We start from the raw sequence: 21,841 nt of genomic DNA, 5'->3' as shown, positions 1-21,841 counted from the left end.
GGTCGAGCGGCGCACTTTCCAAGCCTGCCGTGAAAGCCCGATAGTATAACGTGCCTGGCAAGGCCTGTCCCAGCCTTGCCGCGGCGAACCAACACAAGGAATCCAGCATGAAAGCCGTGATACTCGATGCCGCCAGCCTGGGCCCCGACGTCGATCTCGCCGCCATTCGCGACCGGGTCGATGCGCTGGACGTTCACCAGACCAGCACCACCGCCCAGAGCCGCGAGCGCCTGGCGGACGCCGAGGTCGCCATCGTCAACAAGGTCGTGCTCGATGCCGCCACCCTCGAGGCCCTGCCCGAGCTCAAGCTGATCTGCGTTCTGGCCACGGGCACCAACAACATCGACATGGCAACGGCCGAGCGCCTGGGCATCCGGGTACGCAACGTCACGGCCTACGGCACCGCCAGCGTGGCCCAGCACACTCTGATGATGATCCTGGCCCTGGCCAACCGCTTGCCGCTCTACCAGCGTGACGTGGCAGCCGGACGCTGGAACGAGAGCCCCTTCTTCTGCCTGATGGAGCACGGCACGCTGCAGCTCGAGGGCAAGCACCTGGTCATCGTCGGCCAGGGCGAGCTGGGCAGCCGCGTGGCGGCCCTGGCCGAGGCCTTCGGCATGCACGTGAGCTTTGCCGCTCGGCCGGGTAACGAAGGTAATGACAGCCGCCCCGGCCTCGCCGAGCTCGTCCCCGAGGCCGACGTCATCAGCCTGCACTGCCCGCTCACCGAGGCCACCCGCCACCTGGTCGACGCCGACCTGCTCGCCACCTGCAAGCCCGGCGCCCTGCTGGTGAACTGCGCCCGCGGGGGCATCATCGACGAGGAAGCGGCACTACAAGCGCTGCGCGGCGGGCGCCTGGGCGGACTGGGTGTCGACGTGCTGCCGGCGGAACCGCCGCGGGAGGGCCACGCTCTGCTCGACGCTCTATCCGAGCCGCTCAATCTGGTCGTGACGCCGCACAGTGCCTGGATCACTCCCGAGGCACGCCAACGCATCGTCTCGCTCACGGCCGACAACCTGCGCGACTGGAAAGCTCAACGGAGCGGAACCTGACCATGCTGCACAACCTGGGCTCGATTAACCTCGACCATTTCTACCGCGTGCCGCACCTGGTGCACCCCGGCGAGACGCTGGCCAGCCGCAGCTACCATGTCGGCCTCGGCGGCAAGGGAGCCAATCAGTCGCTGGCCATGGCCATGGCGGGAGGCCGGGTGTGTCACTGGGGGCGCCTGGGCCGACAGGACGGCTGGGCCCGCGATCGGCTGGCCCGCGCCGGTGTCGACGTTACCCATGTCGAGCTGGTCGACGAAGCCAGCGGCCACGCCCTCATCCAGGTCGACGACCTTGGCGAGAACGCCATCATCCTGCATCCGGGCGCCAATCACGGTTTTACCCGACAGCATCTCGACGCCCTGTGCCAGGCGGCTCGCCCCGGCGACTGGCTGCTGGTGCAGAACGAATGCAACGCGCTGCCTGAGCTGCTCGATTGCGCCCGTCGGCAGGGCCTCGCCATCGCCTTCAACCCCGCGCCCATGAGCGACACGGTACTCGCACTGCCGCTGGAGGCCTGCCGCCTGCTGTTCGTCAACCGCGGCGAAGCCGCCTGGCTGACCGGGCTACCCGAGGAAAGCGACGCCCAGGTGCTGCTCGAAGGCCTGCGCGAGCGACTGCCCAGCACGGCCACGGTACTCACCCTGGGTAGCGAAGGCGCCTGGTACCAGTCGGGCGACGAGCGGCATTTCCAGCCCGCCCTGCCGGTCGAGCCGGTGGACACCACCGGGGCCGGCGATACCTTCATCGGCTACTTCCTCGCGGCACTGCAGGAGGGACGCCACGTGCCCGACTGCCTGGCGCTTGCCGCCCATGCCGCGGCGCTGGGCGTGCAGCACCCCGGCGCCGCCGACAGCATCCCGCCGCGCGACGAGGTCGAGCGGTATCTCACCCGACAATCCAGTACCTGACACCCACAAGGAGGCAACGTGTCGCATCCGATCATCTTCGATACCGACCCCGGCGTCGACGACGCCCAGGCCATCGCCATCGCCCTGCGCCACCCCGAGATCGAACTGCTGGGGTTGACCACCACCTACGGCAACGTCGACATCGAAACTGCCACCCACAACGCCCTGCTGCTGAGTGAGTTGGCCAGCCGTGAAATACCGGTCGCCCAGGGTGCCGCCGGCCCCATGGTCAAGCCGCGTCATCCCGCGCCGGCACACATCCACGGCGCCAACGGGCTGGGCAATATCGAGCTGCCCGACGTGAAGGGGAAGAAAGACCCGCGCAGTGCCGCGCAGTTCATCGTCGATACTGTGAATGCCCGCCCCGGCGAGGTCACGCTGGTCGCGGTCGGTCCAGTGGGTAACCTGGCCGCCGCCCTGCAGCTCGACCCCGCGCTCATCGAGAAGGTCAAGCATGTGGTGATCATGGGTGGCTCGATCCGCGAGGGCGGCAACGTCACGCCGGTGGCCGAGGCCAATATGTTCAACGATCCGCATGCCGCCCAACGCGTGCTCACCGCCGGCTGGCCGCTGACCCTGGTAGGGCTCGACGTCACCCATCGTTGCGTGCTCACACAGGCGCACATGCAGCGCATCGAGGCGGGCCAGGGCGAACTCGGCAAGGTGTTGGCCGGCAGCTACGCCTTCTACCGTGACTTCTATCGCGAATTCCTCGGCATCGACGGCTGCTGCCCGCACGACAGCTGCGCGCTGGCCTGGCTGCTGCGCCCGGAGCTGTTCACCACCGCCCCGGGGCACCTATCCGTCGTCACCGACGGCATCGCCGAAGGTCAGACCCTGTTCGCTCCCGAGGGCCGCGGCTTCATCCAGGAGCGCTGGTCGCAGACACCCCTGGCAGAAGTGTGCCTCGAAGTGGACGGCGAGGCAGTGGTCGAGTGGATTGCCGACACCCTGAGCTGAGCGGAGGTCAAAGGCAAACGAAACAATCCGGGTCGCGGCACTCCAGTGCTTCCAGCTCGACGTGGGTGACCCGGGCATTCGATGGCCCTTGCCATAGCCAATTGGCCACCTGGTTGACCGCCTCGCCATTGCCGCACAACAACACCTCGACCTGCCCGTCGGGCAGGTTCTTGGCGTAGCCGGTCAGGCCGTGCTGGAGCGCCTGCTCCTGCACCGCCCGGCGATACCACACGCCCTGGACCTTGCCGGCCACCAGTGCCTTTACGCAGCGCTTGCTCATTCTTCCCTCCTCGCTCCGTCAGTACGTACTCGTTCTTTCCAGTGTGGTCGCTTGCGTCAAGCCTGGACAGCGCACCGGAATCAACGCACAGGACCCGCAAGCGGGATTCCAGCCCCCTGCGCAATGCTCTAATCTTGATAATAGGGATGCGGCCTCGCCACAAGCAATGGCCGCCCCGATGGAGCGGTGCCACCCATCGCCTTCCAGACCACAACAATGGATCCTCACGAGGGAGATAACGCCATGCGGGTCTTCGACCACCCCGAGTTCGACCATCATCAGCAGATCGTCTTCGGCTGCGATGAAACCAGCGGGTTGCGCGCCATCATCGCCATCCACGACACCCGCCGCGGCCCCGCCCTGGGCGGCTTGCGCATCTATCCCTATGCCAGCGAAGACGATGCCCTGACCGACGTGCTACGTCTTTCGCGCGGCATGACCTACAAGTCGGCCCTGGCCGACCTGCCCCTCGGCGGCGGCAAGGCGGTCATCATCGCCGATCCCCGGCGTGACAAGACACCCGACATGCTGCGCGCGATGGGCAGGCTGGTGGAGTCGCTGGGCGGACGCTACATCACCGCCGAAGACTCCGGCAGCGGTGAAGAGGACATGCGCCTCATTCGCCAGGAGACCCTTCACGTCAGCGGACTGGGCCAGGGTGGCGCTTCCGGCGACCCCTCACCTTTCACCGCCCATGGCGTGTTCTGTGCGCTGAAGAGCGCCGTACGCCATCGTTTCGGTCGCGACGAACTCGAGGGGCTGCGCGTGGCCATTCAGGGCGTTGGCCACGTCGGGGCGCACCTGGCCCGAGAGCTGCACGCGGCGGGGGCCGACCTGGTGTTGACCGACGTCGACCGCGACAGCCTGGGCATACTGGTCGAGGAACTTGGTGCGCAGAGCGTGACGCCCGAGACAATTTTCGATGCCGAGGTCGACATCTTCGCTCCCTGCGCCATGGGTGCGGTGCTGACCCCGGAGGTGACCGACCGGCTCAAGGCCAAGGTGGTCTGCGGGGCGGCCAACAACCAGTTGGCCACTCCCGAGGTGGCGGGACGCCTGCATGCCCGCGACATCCTCTATGCCCCCGACTATGTCGCCAACGCAGGGGGTGTCATCGAGGTGGAAGCCCAACGTCACGACCGCTACGACCGGGATGCGGTGATGCGCCATGTGGAGCGGATCACCGCCACCGTCGACGAGATCCTCACCCGCGCCAGAAGGGAAGACAGAAACCCGGCGGAGGTCGCCGATCAACTGGCACGCGAGCGTCTCGAAGGCTGACACCAAGGCCGGGCGGATCAGCCGTCCGGTCTGCCTGCCGCCTCTCGGCGCCTTGTGTCGTTACATCACCAGCTCGCGCTTGACGAGAACTGCGCTGTTGCGCGGTACGACCTCGCGTCCCCTGGCCAGCAAATAGCTTCGCGTGAAGGCGGCACCGAACAGCAAGATCAGCGAACTGTAGTAGACCCACAGCAGGATCATCACTAACGAACCTGCAGCACCATAGGTCGACGCCGTGGCGGTATAAGCCAGATAAGAGGCGATGACACTGCGGCCGATGGCGAACAACAACGCCGTGACCAGTGCCCCTAGCAGCACGTCTCGCCAGCTCAGCACCACATCGGGCAGTACCTTGAAGATCGTGGCGAACAAGGCAGCGATCACCGCCAGGGAGATCAGGAACTCTGCCCCCGCCGTCACCGGACCGATCAGCGGGGTAGCATCGTCGACGGCCTGTAGCATGCCACGCAGCATCACACCGATCAGCAACGATACGAGCAGGATGAAACCGATGGCGAGCACCACCGCGAGGGACAATAATCGCTGCTTGAGAAAGACCAGGATACTGTTGCGGCTGGGTTTGGCGGTCACGCCCCAGATCATGTTGAGCGAGTACTGCATCTGGGCGAACACCGTGGTCGCCCCCACCATCAGGCCCCCAAACCCGAGCAGTGTCGGCAAGATGCCCGACTCCTCGATACGCGACGCCGCCACCGCCTGCTCGACCGCTTTTGCCGCCTCTTCGCCCAGCGCTCCCTGCAACTGCGCGACGATCTGACCTTGGGCAGCCTCATCGCCGAACACCACGCCGATCACGGCAACGGCAATGATCATCGTAGGGGCAAGCGAGAAGAGCGTGTAGAAAGCCAACGAACCGGCATAGCTGAACGCATTGCGCTCCAACCACAGGCTGAATGCCTGACTGACCGTATTCCACCAGAATCTGAATGAGAGACGAGACACGACACCTCCTTGGCCGACTGCTTCCTTTTTTTCAGCATACGCAATCGAAATGCTCCTGTCGGCCAAAGACTTGCATTGCAGCCCTCCTCAGCCCACGCCCATAATGTAGCCCCCGAGCCACCAGCGAAGGATACGCCGATGAACGATACCCATCATGAATTTGACTGTCTCGTATTCATCGGACGTTTCCAGCCCCCTCATCTTGGCCATCTGGCAGTGATCAACGAGGCCCTGCGCCATGCACGTCAGGTGATCGTTCTGGTGGGCTCCGCCTGGCAAGCGCGTTCGCTGCGCAATCCGTGGCGCTTCGACGAGCGACAGGAGCAGCTGCGCAGCTGTTTCGACGAGGAAGAGAACGCACGTCTGGAGATCGTGCCGTTGCTGGATGCGCTCTACAACAATGATGTCTGGGTGCGCGACGTACAGCGAAAGGTGCGCGACATCGCCGGCCATCATCATGCACGGTTGCCACGCATCGGCCTGATCGGCGCCAGCCGCGGCCAGTCGAGCTATTACCTGACGCTGTTTCCCCAGTGGGAGTCGGTCAGCGTACCGCTGGTCGACGGTATCTCGGCCAGTCAGATCCGCGAGCGCCTGTTCCGCTCGCCCTCTTCCACCGAAGACTACCTCAGCACCGGGGCGACCCACGATCTGCCACCCGGGGTATGCACGGCACTTCGCGATTTCGCGGGCAGCGACGCCCACCTGCAACTGATGGAGGAACAGAAGCTGCTCGACCAGTATCGCCAGGCCTGGGCCAATGCGCCCTACCCACCCATCTTCGTCACCGTCAACGCCGTGGTGGTGCAGTCGGGTCACGTGCTGCTGGTGCGCCGCACCGCGGCACCCGGCAAGGGACTGCTGGCGTTGCCCGGCGGCTTCGTCAACCCGCACGAACGCCTGCTCGACGCTTGCCTGCGCGAGCTACGCGAACGGGTAAGGCTCAAGGTACCGGAACCGGTGCTGAAGGGCTCGCTGCGTGGCCAGCGCCTGTTCGACGAGCCCCATCGCAGCTGGCGCGGCCGAACCCTGGCCGAAGCCTTCTACTTCGCCCTGCGCCCCGACCAGCAACTACCCCGGCTCAAGCCGGTCAAGGGCGGCGACCACGCGCGCTGGGTGCCATTGGCCGAACTCGAACCGGATAGCCTGTTCGAGGACCACTTCTTCATCATCCAGAATTTTCTCGGCCTGCCGGCCGATTTCGGCGGGATATGAAAGTGCTTCACGGATCGGCGAGCGGCCCAAGCGAAAGGCGCCCGGAGCACAGGAGGCGGAGCATATGGGGTATATGTGACGCCTCCGAGCACCGCGTACAAATTCGTCGGGAACGAATTTGAACAGCCTTCAGGCTGGCCCGAAGGGTAGCCGCCAGGGACGGCGGCTATAGCGCAGCGATTGCGCGGCGCAGCCATTCGTGGAGTGCTTTTCTAAGCCTGCAGGAAGTCGCGCGGCAGCTTCATCATCTGCCTCCACAGCTTCTCGACTCCCGGCTTGTGAACCAGCGAGCAGCGATAGAGGCGAATCTCCAGCGGCACATCCCATTTCTCGCCGCCGGCGCGTACCAGCTTGCCGCTCTTGAGTTCTTCGCGCACACAGAAGTCGGGAATCCAGGCCAGTCCCACGCCCTGCAGTACCATGCCCTTGAGGCCCTCGGCCATGGCGGTCTCATAGACGGTGCGCAGGCGCAGGCGCAATGGATCGTTCTTCAGCAGCATGCGTACGCTGCGCCCGAGGAAGGCGCCCTGGGTATAGGCCAGGTAGGGAATGGTGTCCTTGCTCTCGAGGCTGTACCGCGGCTTGCCCTTTGCGTCGGGAAGACTGACCGGCAGCATCTTGACCTGGCCGATGGAAAACGAGGGGAACACCTCGGCATCCAGCTGCATGGTGGCGTAGGGGTCGTGATAGGCCAGCATCAGGTCACAGTTGCCTTCGCGCAGCACGTGTATGGCCTCGCCCACGTTCATGGCGACGAGCCGTGTCGGCAGTTCCCCGAGCCCCTCCTGCAACCGCGAGATCCATTCGGGATAGAAACTCAGCGCCAGGGAGTGGGCAGCGACGATGTCCAGTGCCTCGCGCGCCATGGAGACGCCACGCAGGTGGCCCAGGCACTCGTTGAGCTGTTCCACCAGGTTGCGTGCCGTGATCAGGAACAGCTGGCCTTCCGGGGTCAGATTGATGGGGGTGGTCGATCGATCGACGAGTATCACCCCTACCGCCTGTTCCAGTGCGCGAATACGACGACTGAAGGCCGGCTGGGTGACATGACGCTGCCGGGCGGAGGCAGAGAAGCTGCGGGTGCTGGCCAGGGCCACGAAATCTTCCAGCCACTTGGTTTCGAGATTCACCGCGACTCCCGCTGACAGCCATCACAGTTTGAGGTAAGCGCACCGCGGTGCGCGGCCTTTGCAGGCAGCGCCTAATGTACCCTAGCCGCTGCCCGAACCCAAGCGTCGCTATGCCTTACTGGATCGGTGCCGTGAGGTAGGCGGCGCGTGAGATCAGCTTGCGCCACAGCGGCCGGTTGTGCAGCTCCTCGTAACCGATACGGCGACACACCGCGAAGTCGCGCTCGAGCATGCGATGTACCTCGTCGGCAAAGCCCCGATCGGGAATGAAGGCGGTGATCTCGAAGTTGAGACGAAACGATCGGTTGTCGAGATTCACCGTGCCCACGGCCGCCGCCACGTCATCGATCAGGATCACCTTCTGGTGCATGAAGCCGGGCTGGTAGCGATAGACCTTGACCCCCGCGCGCACCAGGTCGGGCAGGAAGGAGAAAGCCGACAGGTAAATCAGCAGGTGATCGGGATGCTCGGGCATCATGATCCGGACGTCCACCCCGCGCATCGCGGCCAGGCGCAGGGCATCCTGCACACCTTGATCGGGAACGAAGTAGGGACTGGTAACCCATAAACGCTCATGGGCACTGTGGATGGCGTGCTGTACCAGCAGGCTGGCGGTTTCCTGTCGATCGGCCGGTCCCGATGGCACGATGACGACGTTCTGGCACTCGTCGCAGACCACCTGCGGCTCCCAGCTCAGGTTGATGACTTCACCGGTGGCCCAGTGCCAATCTTCCCAGAAGGCCTCCTGGAGCCCCAGGACGCTGGGGCCGGTCAGTTTCAGATGCGTGTCGCGCCAGGGCCCGTGTCGCGGGTGCTGCCCGAGGTATTCGACACCGACGTTGAATCCGCCGAGCCAGCCTTGGCCTCCATCCACCACGAGAATCTTGCGATGGTTACGAAAATTGAGCTGGAAGCGATGCTTGAAACCGCGTGACGAGCGGAAAGGACTGACTTCGACGCCGGCATCTCCGAGCTCGCTCAGGTAGCCTTCGGCCAGCTTGCGGCTACCGACCTCGTCATAGAGGAAATAGACCCGCACGCCCCGCCTCACGGCGCGCAGCAGATGTTCTTTGAGCCGCTGCCCCAGCGCATCGTGGCGAACGATGAAGAACTGCACCAGCACGTAGCGCTGGGCCGAATCGATACCGGCGAAGATACTGTCGAAGGTGCTCTTGCCGTCGACGAGAAGCTCAGCCTGGTTACCGCTGGTCAGGGGCATCATGGCAAGGCGCTCCACGGCCCTCACGTCAGGGCTATGCACGTCGGCAAGAAAAGGATCGAGGCGCCAGCGCTGGTCGGCAAGAATACGCCTCAGCACGGTATCGCGCTCGCCACGGGCGGAAATGTAACCGTAGAAGCGCGGTCGGCCGAAGATCCAGTAGGCGGGTACGGCGACATAGGGAAACGTCACCAGGGAGATGATCCAGGCCACGGCCCCCTGCGAGGTGCGACTGGAGAGCAGCGCCAGTATCGCCGAGAGGAAACCCAGCAGGTGTACCATGAAGATTGCCAGGCCCATTAGCCAGGATGCCATGATCTCTCCCTGAAAAAACAGCGGTCTGCAGCATACCCTAAGCGACGACGGCCCCGCCAGTTGGCGGGGCCGTCGGGAAAGCCAACAGTTGAAGCGAGGCGTGCCGGGATCAAGCCAGCCCCGGCCAAGCCCGAGCTCCTCTACGCACGCTCGGCGATGATCGCCTTCCACTTGGCGGGGCCTGTCTGGTGCACCGAGGTGCCCTGGCTGTCGACCGCCACGGTGACCGGCATGTCCTCGACCTCGAACTCGTAGATCGCCTCCATGCCCAGGTCGGCAAAACCCACCACGCGCGACTTCTTGATCGCCTGTGCCACCAGATAGGCCGAACCACCCACCGCCATCAGGTAGACCGCCTTGTTGTCGCGGATCGCCTCGATGGCGGCCGGCCCGCGTTCGGCCTTGCCGACCATCCCCAGCAGGCCGGTCTCCTCCAGCATGGTGCGGGTGAACTTGTCCATCCGCGTGGCCGTGGTGGGACCCGCCGGGCCGACCACCTCGTCACGTACCGGATCGACGGGGCCCACGTAGTAGATGAAGCGCCCCTTCAGATCGACCGGCAATTCCTCACCCTTGGCGATCATGTCGACCATGCGCTTGTGGGCAGCGTCGCGGCCGGTGAGCAGCTTGCCGTTTAGCAGCAGGGTGTCGCCCGGCTGCCAGTTCTGGACATCCTCCGGGGTAACCGTATCGAGATTGACGCGCTTGACGTTGTCGCCCGCCTCGCGGGTGATCTCCGGCCAGTCCTCGAGCTTGGGAGCAGGCAGCGCCGCGGGGCCAGTTCCGTCCAGGGTGAAATGGGCATGTCGCGTGGCGGCGCAGTTGGGGATGATCGCCACCGGCTTGTTGGCGGCGTGGGTCGGGTAATCCTTGACCTTGATGTCGAGCACCGTGGTCAGGCCACCCAGGCCCTGGGCGCCGATACCGCTCTTGTTGACCTTGTCGAACAGCTCCAGACGCAGTTCCTCGGCGCGATTGGACGGGCCACGCGCTTGCAGTTCCTGGATGTCGATGGGATCGAGCAGCGCCTCCTTGGCGATCTCCATGGCCTTTTCGGCGGTACCGCCGATACCGATGCCGAGCATGCCGGGCGGGCACCAGCCGGCCCCCATCTTGGGCAACTGCTCCATCACCCAGTCGACCACGTTGTCGGAGGGATTGAGCATGGCGAACTTCGACTTCGCCTCGCTGCCACCGCCCTTGGCCGCCACGTGCACTTCGACGGTGTCGCCAGGTACCAGCTTGTGGTGGATCACTGCCGGCGTGTTGTCGCCGGTGTTCTTGCGCTTGCCGTCCGGGTCGGCCAGTACCGAGGCCCGCAACACGTTGTCAGGCAACTGGTAGGCACGGCGTACGCCCTCGTTGATCATGTCGTCGAGGCTCATGTCAGCCTCGAAGCGCACGTTCATGCCCACATGCACGAAAACGGTAACGATGCCGGTATCCTGGCAGATCGGCCGGTGCCCCATGGCACACATGCGCGAGTTGATCAGGATCTGGGCGATGGCATCCTTCGCCGCCGGGTTCTCCTCCCGCTCGTACGCCGCCGCCATGGCGTCGATGAAATCCTTGGGGTGGTAATAAGAGATGTACTGCAGGGCATCGGCGACGCTCTGGATCAGATCGTCCTGGCGGATCACGGTCATGTGAAAGGAACTCCTCGGCAGTGTCGGCATGCCCGCTTCTGGATTCGCAGAGCGAAGCGGCGGGCTCGAACGGTGGCGAATTATACCGTATCGGGTCCTGTTCGACAGGGTTGTACCGCCAAGGTCGAATGGATGGCAACATGACGGAAGATAACGGTATAAATCCAGAGCCTCAGCCTGGCTGGCAGCGCGGGCATCGATACAGCCGCCGCGAGGCAATGCTCTCCCGTATTACCAAGCTCCCACAGTCGTGGCATGGCAGCCCGTCGCGCTCGTAGACGGCAAAGCGACACAATCGCCGGCTCTCGCCTCGGCGGCGTGCGGCAGCGGCCCATTCGTCCCGGTTGGTCACGCCCGCCTGGTCGTAGGCTCGCCGCGTCACGTCGAGAATGGCGCGCACCAGCAGCGCCAGACGCTCCTCCCCCAGCTCCGCGGGCTTCTCTCTGGGGGAGACGCCGGCGAAGAACAGGATCTCGGAGCGCAGGTAGTTGCCAATGCCGGCGAAGAGCGCCTGATCGAGCATCAGCCCGCCTAGCCTGCGCCGTGCAAAACGCGGCTCGGCCAGGCGTGCCATGACCTGCTCCGGAGTGATGCCATGGGTCAAAAGATCGGGGCCAAGCCGGGAGAGGAATGGATGCTCATCGAGCCTGTCGGCCGGCCATAGCGAGACGTCGGAAGCACTGTAGAGACTGGCCGAACGCCCTTCCGCGGTCAGTCGAACCCGCAGCGAGCGCTGGGTGTCCGGCTCGCGCTCGGCGTCGTGCAGCTTCCATACGCCGTAGAGCTGGTTGTGGGAATAGAGCACTCGACCGTCGTCGAAGCGGGTCAACAGCGCCTTGCCCCAGCTGTCCACCGCCGTGACCTCACGCCCCACCAGCGAATCGGCCGCTGCGGCCAGCTCGGGGAAGGCGAACCACACGGACTCCAGCCTTTTGCCGGCGAGTTGCTCGTGCAGGCGATCGGCGGCACGGCGAATCTCAGGGCCTTCGGGCATCCCTTTTCCTTACGATCTCAGCAACGAATCCGGCTATCATAGCCCGCTCGGGGCTGATCCGCGGACAGGCCTGCCAGGAGGCGCTGTAAATACTTCCCTGTACGCTACATTCGACATCCATGTCGAATGACCTCCTCTTCGGCCTGCCCCCGGCGCCCCTCGCTCCGTGGCGGGCGCAGCAGGCAATCAACGATGCCTACCCCAGCGCCAGCTGCCGCTCCTTCAGCTCATGCAGCCGGTCGCGAAGCCGTGCTGCCTCCTCGAACTCCAGGTTCTGGGCCGCCTCGAACATGGCGTCCTCGACTCGCGCGACCTCCTTGACCAGTTCGCTCGGAGATAGCTCGGAGAGATCGTAGATCGCCGCGCCTTCGGCCACCTTGCGCTCGCCGCGCCGGCCCTTACCCTTGCGCCCCGGCGCCTGGGCCGCCTCCATGATGTCGGCCACCGAGCGGGTCACGGTGGTGGGCGTGATGCCGTGCTGCTCGTTGTGGGCGACCTGCTTGGCGCGGCGCCGCTCGGTCTCGTCGATGGCGCGGCGCATGGAGTCGGTCACGCGGTCGGCGTAGAGAATCGCCTTGCCGTGGGCGTTGCGCGCCGCCCGGCCGATGGTCTGGATCAGCGAGCGCTCGTTGCGCAGGAAGCCTTCCTTGTCGGCATCGAGGATCGCCACCAGAGAAACCTCGGGAATATCGAGACCCTCGCGCAGCAAGTTGATGCCCACCAGTACGTCGAACTTGCCCAAGCGCAGGTCACGAATGATCTCCACCCGCTCCACTGTGTCGATATCGGAGTGCAGGTAGCGCACCCGTACGTCGTGCTCGTCGAAATACTCGGTAAGGTCTTCCGCCATGCGCTTGGTCAGGGTGGTGACGAGTACCCGTTCGCCCACCTCGGTACGCAGGCGGATCTCGGAGAGCAGGTCGTCGACCTGGGTCGAGGCCGGGCGCACCTCGATCTCGGGATCGACCAGGCCGGTGGGGCGCACCACCTGCTCCACCACTTGCCCGGCGTGCGCGGCCTCGTAGGGGCCGGGTGTGGCCGAGACGAAGATCGTCTGCGGGCAGATGCGTTCCCACTCCTCGAAGGTCATGGGCCGGTTGTCCAGCGCCGAGGGCAGGCGGAAGCCGTACTCGACCAGGGTTTCCTTGCGCGAGCGGTCGCCCTTGTACATCCCGCCCACCTGGGGAACGCTGACGTGTGACTCGTCGATGAACAGCAGCGCATCGTCGGGCAGGTAGTCGAAGAAGGTGGGCGGCGGCTCGCCAGGGTTTCGCCCCGAAAGGTAGCGCGAGTAGTTCTCGATGCCGTTGCAGTAGCCCAGCTCGTTCATCATCTCGAGATCGTAGAGCGTGCGCTGCTCGAGGCGCTGGGCTTCCACCAGGCGGTCGTTCTTGCGCAGCCACTCCAGCCGCTCGATCAGCTCGGCCTTGATCCGATCGGCAGCCGAGATGATCGTCTCCCGCGGCGTCACGTAGTGACTCTTGGGATAGATGGTCATGCGCGGCACGTGGCCGCGCACCTCACCGGTCAGCGGATCGAACAGACGGATCGAGTCGATCTCGTCGCCGAACAGCTCGACCCGTACCGCCTCCTCGTCGGAATCGGCCGGATAGATGTCGATCACGTCACCGCGCACCCGGTAGGTACCGCGCTTGAAGTCCATGTCGTTGCGGGTGTACTGCAGCTCCGCCAGGCGGCGCAGGAAGGAGCGCTGGTCGATCAGCTCGCCGCGGGTGAAGTGCAGGCGCATCTTGAGGTACTGGTCGGGATCGCCGAGACCGTAGATCGCCGACACCGAGACCACGATCAGCGCATCACGCCGCTCGAGCAACGCCTTGGTGGCCGAGAGACGCATCTGCTCGATGTGGTCGTTGATCGAGGCATCCTTCTCGATGAACGTATCCGACGAGGGTACGTAGGCCTCCGGCTGGTAGTAGTCGTAATAGGAGACGAAGTACTCGATGGCGTTGTCCGGGAAGAAGGACTTGAACTCGCCGTAGAGCTGCGCGGCCAGGGTCTTGTTGGGCGCCATGACGATGGTTGGTCGCTGCAACCGCTCGACCACGTTGGCCATGGTGAAGGTCTTTCCCGACCCGGTCACGCCGAGCAGCGTCTGGTGGGCCAGTCCTGATTCCAGTCCCTTGATCAGGCTCTCTATGGCGGCAGGCTGGTCGCCGGCGGGCTCGAAATTGGCATTGAGGCGAAACGGCTTGCTCATGACGACTCCAGACGAACTACAGGCGCCATGCGGCGCCTGGGCGGAACGTACCGATAGCGGGAAAACAGTATAAGACCGATTCCCGGGTTACGCTTCGGCGACATCGGCGGTGCGCGTGGTAACCTCCACGGTGGCGCTGGTCATCAGGCGATGTATCGGACACTTGTGGCTGATCTCCTCGAGCCGGGCCCGCTGCACTTCGTCCTCGATGCCGTGAAAGGTCATCACCACTTCGAGTCGATAAGTGCCCTTGCGTTCCTCGCTGTCGTCGCGGTTGACTCTGACGCTGACCCCCTCGAGCGGCCACTGCTTGCGCTGGGCGTACATCTGCGCGGTGATCGCCTTGCAGGCGCCGAGGGAAAGGTCGAAATAGTCGTGCGGATCCGGTGCACTGCCCTCGCCACCGAAGGCCTTGGGCACGTCCACATGGAGATCCTCGAAACCCGCTATCTGAACCCGCTGCCGGAAGATGCTGTTGCGCTCGCTGACGATCTCGATGGTCTTGTTCATGGACGACTCCGCCTGGTTACTTGACCTCAATGGGTAACTTGAGGGCCTGAACGGCGCGAATCAGCGCTTCACGGCTCACTCGCCCTTCCACGTCCGCTCCATGACGGCCCACTTCGGCGCTCTCCACGCCATCCACCATCATCAGGGCCGTGGTGATACGGTTGACCTGGTCGGCGCTCTCCACGCCACTGAAACTGAGCGACTGCTGCGGCATGCAAGACTCCTGGGCATGGAACAAGAAAAAACCAAGTCTATCATGGCCCTCTGGGAGCGACACCGCTTGCAATCGGCCGCTCGCGCCCGCATACCTGACAGGAACAGTTCCCGACGACGACCCGGAGCCACACAGGCATGAGCGATTGGATAACCGCCCTGGAGGGGCGACGAGTGAGCGATGAGCGAGTGGAATTCGACACCCCCGAGCCTGCCCGTCAGGCCGTGGAACGCACCGTCGTCACGCCTCTGGTGCATCTTGGCATACTCGATGTGATCGGTCCCGGTGCCGGCAAGTTGCTGCAAGGCCAGACCAGCGCCCAGGTCGATCTCGCCGATGGCACATTCGCCCCCCTGACCTGCTTCTGCAGCGCCAAGGGGCGCATGCTGGCCAACGCCCAGTTGCTGCGCGTCGGCACCCAGCATTACCGCCTCATCCTGCATCGCGGCCTGCTCGAGCCGCTGCGCGATCACCTCAAGAAGTTCGCACCGTTCTACAAGAGCGAGCTCACCATCCGCGATGACCTGGCGCTGCTGGGCCTGATCGGCTCGGAGGCCCCCGCCCTGGCGGAGGTGCGCTTCGATGTCGCTCCCCCAAGGGTCTGGCACCAGTCCGGCAACGACGAATTCCAACTGCTGGCCCATCCCGGGCCGCAACACCGCCTGATGGCCTGCCTACCGCTGGAGCTGGCCGAAGCCACCCTCTCCCGGCTCGTCGAGCAGGCGCTCCCGGTGGGCAATGCGATATGGTGCCTGCATGACATCCAGGCCGGGCTCGCCTGGCTCACGCCCGCCCATCAGGATGCCCTGCTGCCGCAGATGATCAACTGGGAAGCACTGGGCGGAGTCAGCTTCAAGAAAGGCTGTTACACCGGCCAGGAAGTGGTCGCGCGCGCGCATTTCCGCGGCCAGGTGAAGAAACGCCTGATGCGGGCACAGCTCGAGGGAAATCGCCTGCCCGCACTCGGCGCGGCGGTGGTCGATGACAGTGGCAAGAGCCTGGGCGAAGTAGTCGCCGCGGAACTCGACGCCTATGGGCAGGCCGAGATTCTGGCAGTGCTGAGTACCCGCGACGACCCTGGCCCGCTCAGTGTGGATGGCCAGGCCGTCAAGCTGCTGAAACTGCCCTATCCCATCGAGCGACTCGATCCCGAAATCCTGGCGCAGGCGGCCGGCTGAGGCGGCTCGAAGCCCTCAATCGATGCCGAACACGCGTTTCGCGGTCGCCGTGCTCTGCGCGGCGATCGCTTCGGGCGTTTCCCCCCGCAGCTTCGCCACCATCTCGCACACCTGAGCGATGCGCGCCGGCTCGTTGCGCTGGCCTTGGTGGCCGCACAGCGGCATGTCGGGGCTGTCGGTCTCCAGCACGAAGCCATCCTCGGGCAGGCTCTTCACCGCGCGCCACAGGCGCTGGGCGCGCTCGTAGGTGACCGCGCCGCCCAGTCCCACCACGAAACCGAGGTCGAGGAGCTTCCATGCCTGGTCCGGCGAGCCGGCGAAGGCGTGAATCAGCCCGCCCGCCGGCAGATCGAGCTGGCGCAGCCGCTTGGAGACTTGGTCGTTGGCGTGCACGCAGTGGATCACCACCGGTAGATGACGCGACTTGGCCAGGCGCAGTTGAGCGTTGAACAGCGTCCATTGGTCGTCGAGGGTTTCCTCGAAGCGTGCATCGATGCCGCACTCACCCAACGCTCGCACCTGGGGATGCTCGTCGAGCATGTGACCCAAGGCCTCGACATCGCCTTCACCGTGCTCATGCATGAAATAGGGATGCAGGCCGAGGCTGACGTGAACATCGCTGCGTGCGCCCAGCGCCAGCACCGCCGGCCAGCGCGCGCGGGTGGTGCCGGGCACCATGAAATGGCCGACCCCGGCCACCCTGGCGCGTTCGAACATCGCTTCGCGGTCGTCGTCGAAGGCTTCGAAGTCGAGATGGCAGTGAGCGTCTATCAACATCCGTGTCGTGCTCCCTTGCGTGGTAGCGGCCACGTTGGTGCCCGAGTCACTCCGGCGCGGGTTGCGGTGCAGGCAACTGCGAGGTGCAGGCCGGGCAGCGGGTGGCCGGAATGGGAATCTTGCTCAGGCAGTAGGGGCAATCCTTGATCGTGGGTGCAGCAGCCGTCTCGGGGCGATGGGCGAGGTTCTTGAGCCGGTTGATGTTGCGGATCAGCAGGAAGGTGGCGAAGGCGACGATGACAAACGACAGCAGCGCGTTGAGGAACAGGCCGTAGTTGAGTGTCACCGCCCCCGCGGCCTGGGCCTGTTCCAGGGTGTGATAGAGCTCTTCACCAGGACCGTCGCGCAGCACCAGGAACTGGTTGGTGAAGTTCATTCCTCCCGTCGCCAGACCGATCAGCGGGGTGAAGATATCCTTCACCAGGCTGTTGACGATGGAGGTGAAGGCGGCGCCGATGATGATCCCCACCGCCATGTCGACGACGTTACCCTTGACCGCAAATTCACGGAACTCCTTCAGCATCTTCGATGCCATGCCCCCATCCCCTTTTGGCAGCTTCTTACGGCTTGCTCATACCGCTTGGTCGGCGCCCGGAGGTCAATGCTCCCGGGTGGCGGCGAAGCGAATCTCCGGCCAGCGCTCCTGGGTCATCTGAAGATTGACCCTCGTGGGAGCAATGTAGGTCAGGTAGCCGCCACCATCCAGCGCCAGATTGGCGCTCGCCTTGCGTTTGAACTCATCGAGCTTCTTGGCATCGTCGCAATAGATCCAGCGTGCGGTCTGCACGTTGACCGGCTCATACATGCAGTCGACCTTGTACTCTTCCTTGAGGCGATGGGCCACCACGTCGAACTGCAGGGTGCCCACGGCGCCCAGGATCAGGTCGTTGTTGTCCAGCGGCTGGAACAGCTGGGTAGCACCCTCCTCGGAGAGCTGCTGCAGGCCTTTCTGCAATGCCTTGAGCTTGAGCGGGTCCTTCAACTGCACGCGCTTGAACAGCTCTGGGGCGAAGTGCGGAATGCCGGTGAAACGCATGTCTTCACCCATGGTGAAGGTATCGCCGATCTGGATGGTGCCATGGTTGTGCAGGCCGATGATGTCGCCGGGCCAGGCCTCCTCCACGTGGGAACGATCGGAAGCCATGAAGGTAAGGGCATCGGCGATCTTGACGTCCTTGCCGATCCGCACGTGGCGCATCTTCATGTTCTTCTCGTACTTGCCCGAGCAGACCCGCAGGAAGGCGATGCGATCGCGGTGCTTGGGGTCCATGTTGGCCTGGATCTTGAACACGAAGCCGGTGAAGCGATCGTCCTCGGCTTCCACGGTACGCGTATCGGTCTCCCGCGGCTGGGGCGGCGGCGCATACTCGACGAAGCCATCGAGCATCTCGCGCACGCCGAAGTTACCCATGGCGGTTCCGAAGTAGACCGGGGTCAGCTCGCCGCGCAGGTAGGCGTCGAGGTCGAACTCATGTGAGGCGCCACGCACCAGCTCGACCTCCATGCGCAGTTCCTCGGCCTGCTCGGCACCGAGTATCGCATCGACCTCCGGGTTGTCGAGCCCCTCGATGCGCTTGTCGTCGGGAATGCGGCTGCCCTGTCCCTGGGTGTAGAGGTGGATGACATCGTTGTAGAGGTGGTAGACCCCCTTGAAGTGGCGCCCCATGCCGATCGGCCAGGTCATCGGCGCGCACTCGATGTTCAGCACCGTCTCGACCTCGTCCATCACCTCGATGGGGTCGCGGATGTCGCGGTCCATCTTGTTGACGAAGGTGAGGATCGGCGTGGTGCGCAGGCGACACACCTCCATCAGCTTGATGGTACGCGCCTCGACGCCCTTGGCGCCGTCGATCACCATCAGCGCCGAGTCCACCGCCGTCAGCGTGCGGTAGGTATCCTCGGAAAAGTCCTCGTGCCCCGGGGTGTCGAGCAGGTTGACGATACGCCCACCATAGGGGAACTGCATCACCGAGGTGGTCACCGAGATACCCCGCTCCTGCTCCATCTTCATCCAGTCGGAGGTGGCGTGGCGGTCGTTGCGCTTGCTCTTCACCGAGCCGGCGAGCTGGATGGCGTTTCCGAACAGCAGCATCTTCTCGGTGATGGTGGTCTTGCCCGCATCGGGGTGCGAGATAATGGCGAAGGTCCTACGCAGCCCGACTTCGCGGGCCAGATCGGCAGCTGACATCAGTCTCGAATTCGTCGTGTGGCACCGCTAGCGGTGCGTGAATGGTGAATTGGCACGCATTCTACGGCTTTGCCCCGCACAGTTGTAGGGCAGCGGCGAGAAAGGGCCCGAGACGGTATCATGGCGGTACGAACGCCCCAGGAGATGTCATGCCCACCGCCCTGCCTCTGCCGCTCTCGACCCCCAGCCGCAACCTGGTTCGCCTGACCATCGTGCGCGGCATCACCTGGACCGGCTTCCTGGCGGCAGTCATCGTCGGTATCGAGCTGCTTCACTTCGAGCTCGAAGTGACCGCGGTCATCGGCGTCATCGTCAGCATGGGGCTGGTCAACCTGGTCACCTGGTGGCGCCTCGGCCGCCAATGGGCGGTCAGTCACATCGAGTACGTGATCCACCTGCTCATCGATATCTTCGGCCTGACACTACTCTTCTATCTTACCGGCGGCTCGAACAACCCCTTCATCAACTACTACCTGGTCCCGGTCACCATCGCCGCGGCCACCCTGCCCTGGCGCTACGCCTGGATCGTCGCCTCGGCCGCCATGGCGTCGTATACGCTGCTGATGTGGGACTACCAGCCGGTACCGCAGTTCGCCCACTATCACGAGGGATTCGGCATCAACCTGCATGTGCTGGGCATGTGGATCAACTTCGGCCTCTCGGCCGGACTGGTGACCTTCTTCATCTACAAGATGGCCCATGCGCTGCGCAGCCGGGAGCGAGCACTCTCCCAGACCCGCGAGTCGGCACTGCGCAACGAACAGATCGTCGCCGTAGCGACCCAGGCGGCCGGTACCGCCCACGAACTCGGCACGCCCCTTTCGACCATGGCGGTACTGCTCAGCGAGATGCGCCAGGACGCACGTGACGATCCCGAGCTGCTCGAGGACATCGATCTGCTGCGCCGTCAGGTCGATGTGTGCAAGTCCCGCCTACGCTACCTGGTGGAGAGCGCCGACCGGCGGCGCATGGCCGAGCCGGAAGTGCGCGACGCCCGCGACTGGCTGCAGGGCGTGGTGCAACGTTGGCTGGTGCTGCGGCCGGACGTCAGCCACCGCCTCGAGATTGCCAATCAGCGCGGCACGCCTTGGCTCAAGGTCGACACGACCCTCGACCAGGCCATTACCAACCTGCTCAACAACGCGGCTGACGCCAACCCGGACGACATCAGCATCGGGCTGGACTGGAATGCCCAGGATGTGGTGATCGACATCCGCGATCATGGGCCTGGGGTCACCCTGGATATCGCCGATCAGTTGGGGGAAACCTTCGTCTCGACCAAGAGCAAGGGGCTCGGCATCGGGCTGTTCCTCACCCATGCCACGATCAACCGCTTCGGCGGCGGCGTGAGCCTGTATAATCATCCGGATGGGGGGACGCTGACCGAAGTGATCCTGCCGCACAGTGAGCCCTGAGCGACGCGACGAGGTTGCCATGCAAGACGCCGATACCCGCCTGTTGATCATCGACGACGATGAAATGTTCTGCCACGTACTCTCGCGCGCCATGATCAGGCGCGGCTACGAGGTGCTGGTGGCGAATGACGCGGAGCAGGCCCTGTCGCTGGCTCGGCGTCACCGCCCGGAGCTGGCCACCCTCGACCTCAAGCTGGAACACAGCTCGGGCCTGAAGCTGCTGCCGGAACTGCTCGAAGTGGTGCCAAGCTGTCGCATCGTGGTGCTGACCGGCTACTCGAGCATCGCCACCGCCGTCGAAGCGATCAAGCTCGGTGCCGTCAATTACCTGTGCAAGCCCGCCGACGCCGAAGAAATTCTTGTCGCACTAGGACGCGAGGAGGGCGACCCGGAAGCCGAGGTGGCCGACAACCCGCCGTCGATCAACCGTATCGCCTGGGAGCATATCCAGAAGGTACTGCAGGAGCACGACGGCAACATCTCCGCCACCGCGCGTGCCCTGGGCATGCATCGCCGCACCCTTCAGCGCAAGCTGCAGAAGCGACCGGTGCGGCGGTAATTATTGAGCTGTCCAGCCCAAATCGATATTCCAACTCGAGCCGGTCACCGCACCCGCCGCGTCAGAGGCCAGGTAAGCGACCAGCCCCGACACCTCCTCGGGCTCGATCAGGCGCTTGACCGCGGCGTTCTTGAGCATGACCTGCTCCACCACGTCCTGTTCGTTCATGCCGTGCAGCCGGGCCTGATCGGATATCTGGTTCTCCACCAGCGGTGTCTTGACGTAGGCCGGGCAGATGGCATTGGCAGTGATCCCCTGGGAACCGCCCTCCAGCGCCGCCGTCTTGGTCAGCCCGATCATGCCGTGCTTGGCGCTGATGTAGGCCGACTTCCCCGGCGAAGCGACCTGGGCATGCACCGAGGCGATGTTGACGATCCGCCCCCAGCCATTCTGGCGCATCGAGGGCCACGCCGCCTGGGTCAACAGGAAAGGCGCCGTCAGCATCAGGTCGATGATCTGGCGCCACTTGGCCTCTGGAAAATCCTCGATCGGCGACACGTGCTGGATGCCGGCATTGTTGACCAGAATATCGACCCGGCCGAAGCGTTTGATGGCCTCCGCCACGGCGGCCTTGCATGCCTCGCCGTCGGTGAGATCGGCCTGGAAGAACGCCGCACCGACGGCATCGGCCTTCTCCTTGGCCTGATCGTTGAAATCGACGCCCAGCACTTGATGGCCGAGCTCGCGAAACTGGCGAACCACTGCCTCGCCGATACCGCTGGCGGTTCCCGTCACCAGAGCGACGCGTGGCACGGAGTTCGTTGCATTGGTCATGGGTAAATCCTTCTACACGACGTTGGGAAAGCCGCCTCCAGC

The 21,841-nt window shown here is 64.5% G+C and carries 21 protein-coding genes; 8 read left to right on the top strand and 13 right to left on the bottom strand.

Annotated features, from left to right (window positions below; all coding sequences use genetic code 11):
* Nucleotides 1-107 precede the first annotated feature (107 nt).
* The 3 genes from ACRWQA_RS10120 to ACRWQA_RS10110 are packed head-to-tail and all read left to right on the top strand — an operon-like array spanning nt 108 to nt 2,923.
* Nucleotides 108-1,055, top strand: a complete 948-nt coding sequence (locus tag ACRWQA_RS10120; RefSeq protein ID WP_434227488.1) for a D-2-hydroxyacid dehydrogenase — start codon at nt 108-110, stop codon at nt 1,053-1,055.
* A 2-nt stretch (nt 1,056-1,057) separates the two neighbouring features.
* Nucleotides 1,058-1,963, top strand: coding sequence for a ribokinase (locus tag ACRWQA_RS10115; RefSeq protein ID WP_434227486.1), 906 nt, complete (start codon nt 1,058-1,060; stop codon nt 1,961-1,963).
* A gap of 18 nt (nt 1,964-1,981) precedes the next feature.
* Nucleotides 1,982-2,923, top strand: coding sequence for a nucleoside hydrolase (locus tag ACRWQA_RS10110; protein WP_434227485.1), 942 nt, complete (start codon nt 1,982-1,984; stop codon nt 2,921-2,923).
* A gap of 7 nt (nt 2,924-2,930) precedes the next feature.
* Here the strand turns inward: ACRWQA_RS10110 and yccX are convergent, their stop codons facing one another.
* Nucleotides 2,931-3,203: an acylphosphatase gene (gene yccX / locus ACRWQA_RS10105; protein WP_263580000.1), complete on the bottom strand. Its 273-nt coding sequence runs from the start codon at nt 3,201-3,203 to the stop codon at nt 2,931-2,933.
* Between the two features lie 243 nt (nt 3,204-3,446).
* Here yccX and ACRWQA_RS10100 point away from each other — a divergent pair, with 243 nt between their 5' ends.
* Nucleotides 3,447-4,484 carry a Glu/Leu/Phe/Val family dehydrogenase gene (locus ACRWQA_RS10100; RefSeq protein WP_434227483.1) on the top strand — a complete coding sequence of 346 codons (1,038 nt, stop codon included), beginning with the start codon at nt 3,447-3,449 and terminating at the stop codon, nt 4,482-4,484.
* 60 nt (nt 4,485-4,544) lie between these two features.
* On the opposite strand, the gene ACRWQA_RS10095 is transcribed toward ACRWQA_RS10100, so the two are convergent.
* A complete protein-coding gene (locus ACRWQA_RS10095; protein ID WP_434227481.1) occupies nt 4,545-5,447 on the bottom strand; it encodes a YihY/virulence factor BrkB family protein in 903 nt (300 codons plus the stop codon).
* Nucleotides 5,448-5,585: 138 nt separating this feature from the next.
* On the opposite strand from ACRWQA_RS10095, the gene ACRWQA_RS10090 reads away from it, so the two are divergent.
* The gene (locus tag ACRWQA_RS10090) at nt 5,586-6,662 is read left to right on the top strand and encodes a bifunctional nicotinamide-nucleotide adenylyltransferase/Nudix hydroxylase (protein ID WP_263580003.1); all 1,077 of its coding nucleotides are present in this window, start codon (nt 5,586-5,588) and stop codon (nt 6,660-6,662) included.
* A gap of 212 nt (nt 6,663-6,874) precedes the next feature.
* Here the strand turns inward: ACRWQA_RS10090 and ACRWQA_RS10085 are convergent, their stop codons facing one another.
* The 7 genes from ACRWQA_RS10085 to ACRWQA_RS10055 form a co-directional block, all read right to left on the bottom strand.
* A complete protein-coding gene (locus ACRWQA_RS10085) occupies nt 6,875-7,792 on the bottom strand; it encodes a LysR substrate-binding domain-containing protein (protein WP_263580004.1) in 918 nt (305 codons plus the stop codon).
* Between the two features lie 115 nt (nt 7,793-7,907).
* Nucleotides 7,908-9,326 (bottom strand): cardiolipin synthase, encoded by a 1,419-nt coding sequence (gene cls, locus ACRWQA_RS10080; RefSeq protein ID WP_263580005.1) that lies wholly within the window; start codon nt 9,324-9,326, stop codon nt 7,908-7,910.
* Nucleotides 9,327-9,466: 140 nt separating this feature from the next.
* Nucleotides 9,467-10,972, bottom strand: coding sequence for a fumarate hydratase (locus tag ACRWQA_RS10075; RefSeq protein WP_434227479.1), 1,506 nt, complete (start codon nt 10,970-10,972; stop codon nt 9,467-9,469).
* 172 nt (nt 10,973-11,144) lie between these two features.
* The gene (nei, locus tag ACRWQA_RS10070) at nt 11,145-11,966 is read right to left on the bottom strand and encodes an endonuclease VIII (RefSeq protein WP_434227478.1); all 822 of its coding nucleotides are present in this window, start codon (nt 11,964-11,966) and stop codon (nt 11,145-11,147) included.
* Between the two features lie 196 nt (nt 11,967-12,162).
* Entirely contained in the window at nt 12,163-14,184 is a 2,022-nt protein-coding gene (gene uvrB / locus ACRWQA_RS10065; RefSeq protein ID WP_434227476.1) for an excinuclease ABC subunit UvrB, read from the bottom strand.
* Between the two features lie 87 nt (nt 14,185-14,271).
* The gene (locus tag ACRWQA_RS10060) at nt 14,272-14,694 is read right to left on the bottom strand and encodes an OsmC family protein (RefSeq protein WP_263580009.1); all 423 of its coding nucleotides are present in this window, start codon (nt 14,692-14,694) and stop codon (nt 14,272-14,274) included.
* Between the two features lie 16 nt (nt 14,695-14,710).
* On the bottom strand, nt 14,711-14,908 hold the full coding sequence (locus ACRWQA_RS10055; protein ID WP_263580010.1) for a hypothetical protein: 198 nt from the start codon (nt 14,906-14,908) through the stop codon (nt 14,711-14,713).
* A 137-nt stretch (nt 14,909-15,045) separates the two neighbouring features.
* Here ACRWQA_RS10055 and ygfZ point away from each other — a divergent pair, with 137 nt between their 5' ends.
* Nucleotides 15,046-16,086: a CAF17-like 4Fe-4S cluster assembly/insertion protein YgfZ gene (gene ygfZ / locus ACRWQA_RS10050; protein ID WP_263580011.1), complete on the top strand. Its 1,041-nt coding sequence runs from the start codon at nt 15,046-15,048 to the stop codon at nt 16,084-16,086.
* Nucleotides 16,087-16,101: 15 nt separating this feature from the next.
* Here the strand turns inward: ygfZ and ACRWQA_RS10045 are convergent, their stop codons facing one another.
* The 3 genes from ACRWQA_RS10045 to ACRWQA_RS10035 all read right to left on the bottom strand — a co-directional run bounded on the left by ACRWQA_RS10045 (nt 16,102) and on the right by ACRWQA_RS10035 (nt 19,051).
* Entirely contained in the window at nt 16,102-16,863 is a 762-nt protein-coding gene (locus ACRWQA_RS10045; RefSeq protein WP_434227474.1) for a TatD family hydrolase, read from the bottom strand.
* A 46-nt stretch (nt 16,864-16,909) separates the two neighbouring features.
* Nucleotides 16,910-17,398: a large conductance mechanosensitive channel protein MscL gene (gene mscL / locus ACRWQA_RS10040; RefSeq protein ID WP_434227472.1), complete on the bottom strand. Its 489-nt coding sequence runs from the start codon at nt 17,396-17,398 to the stop codon at nt 16,910-16,912.
* Nucleotides 17,399-17,461: 63 nt separating this feature from the next.
* Entirely contained in the window at nt 17,462-19,051 is a 1,590-nt protein-coding gene (locus ACRWQA_RS10035) for a peptide chain release factor 3 (RefSeq protein WP_263580014.1), read from the bottom strand.
* 149 nt (nt 19,052-19,200) lie between these two features.
* On the opposite strand from ACRWQA_RS10035, the gene ACRWQA_RS10030 reads away from it, so the two are divergent.
* Complete coding sequence (locus ACRWQA_RS10030) at nt 19,201-20,466, top strand: ATP-binding protein (RefSeq protein WP_263580015.1); 1,266 nt, start codon at nt 19,201-19,203, stop codon at nt 20,464-20,466.
* A 19-nt stretch (nt 20,467-20,485) separates the two neighbouring features.
* Nucleotides 20,486-21,025, top strand: a complete 540-nt coding sequence (locus tag ACRWQA_RS10025) for a response regulator transcription factor (protein ID WP_434227470.1) — start codon at nt 20,486-20,488, stop codon at nt 21,023-21,025.
* Here the strand turns inward: ACRWQA_RS10025 and ACRWQA_RS10020 are convergent, their stop codons facing one another.
* Nucleotides 21,026-21,799, bottom strand: a complete 774-nt coding sequence (locus tag ACRWQA_RS10020) for a 3-hydroxybutyrate dehydrogenase (protein WP_263580017.1) — start codon at nt 21,797-21,799, stop codon at nt 21,026-21,028.
* Nucleotides 21,800-21,841 lie beyond the last annotated feature (42 nt).

The organism is Billgrantia sp. C5P2 (genome assembly GCF_051062895.2).
This window is presented reverse-complemented; position numbering and strand designations above follow the sequence as displayed.

Excerpts from the sequence above, each read along its gene's own strand:
- ACRWQA_RS10120 (WP_434227488.1), top strand. The coding sequence starts at position 108 with ATGAAAGCCGTGATACTCGATGCCGCCAGCCTGGGCCCCGACGTCGAT.
- ACRWQA_RS10115 (WP_434227486.1), top strand. The coding sequence starts at position 1,058 with ATGCTGCACAACCTGGGCTCGATTAACCTCGACCATTTCTACCGCGTG.
- yccX (WP_263580000.1), bottom strand. The coding sequence starts at position 3,203 with ATGAGCAAGCGCTGCGTAAAGGCACTGGTGGCCGGCAAGGTCCAGGGC.
- ACRWQA_RS10100 (WP_434227483.1), top strand. The coding sequence starts at position 3,447 with ATGCGGGTCTTCGACCACCCCGAGTTCGACCATCATCAGCAGATCGTC.
- ACRWQA_RS10090 (WP_263580003.1), top strand. The coding sequence starts at position 5,586 with ATGAACGATACCCATCATGAATTTGACTGTCTCGTATTCATCGGACGT.
- cls (WP_263580005.1), bottom strand. The coding sequence starts at position 9,326 with ATGGCATCCTGGCTAATGGGCCTGGCAATCTTCATGGTACACCTGCTG.
- ACRWQA_RS10075 (WP_434227479.1), bottom strand. The coding sequence starts at position 10,972 with ATGACCGTGATCCGCCAGGACGATCTGATCCAGAGCGTCGCCGATGCC.
- nei (WP_434227478.1), bottom strand. The coding sequence starts at position 11,966 with ATGCCCGAAGGCCCTGAGATTCGCCGTGCCGCCGATCGCCTGCACGAG.
- uvrB (WP_434227476.1), bottom strand. The coding sequence starts at position 14,184 with ATGAGCAAGCCGTTTCGCCTCAATGCCAATTTCGAGCCCGCCGGCGAC.
- ACRWQA_RS10060 (WP_263580009.1), bottom strand. The coding sequence starts at position 14,694 with ATGAACAAGACCATCGAGATCGTCAGCGAGCGCAACAGCATCTTCCGG.
- ACRWQA_RS10055 (WP_263580010.1), bottom strand. The coding sequence starts at position 14,908 with ATGCCGCAGCAGTCGCTCAGTTTCAGTGGCGTGGAGAGCGCCGACCAG.
- ygfZ (WP_263580011.1), top strand. The coding sequence starts at position 15,046 with ATGAGCGATTGGATAACCGCCCTGGAGGGGCGACGAGTGAGCGATGAG.
- ACRWQA_RS10045 (WP_434227474.1), bottom strand. The coding sequence starts at position 16,863 with ATGTTGATAGACGCTCACTGCCATCTCGACTTCGAAGCCTTCGACGAC.
- mscL (WP_434227472.1), bottom strand. The coding sequence starts at position 17,398 with ATGGCATCGAAGATGCTGAAGGAGTTCCGTGAATTTGCGGTCAAGGGT.
- ACRWQA_RS10035 (WP_263580014.1), bottom strand. The coding sequence starts at position 19,051 with ATGTCAGCTGCCGATCTGGCCCGCGAAGTCGGGCTGCGTAGGACCTTC.
- ACRWQA_RS10030 (WP_263580015.1), top strand. The coding sequence starts at position 19,201 with ATGCCCACCGCCCTGCCTCTGCCGCTCTCGACCCCCAGCCGCAACCTG.
- ACRWQA_RS10025 (WP_434227470.1), top strand. The coding sequence starts at position 20,486 with ATGCAAGACGCCGATACCCGCCTGTTGATCATCGACGACGATGAAATG.
- ACRWQA_RS10020 (WP_263580017.1), bottom strand. The coding sequence starts at position 21,799 with ATGACCAATGCAACGAACTCCGTGCCACGCGTCGCTCTGGTGACGGGA.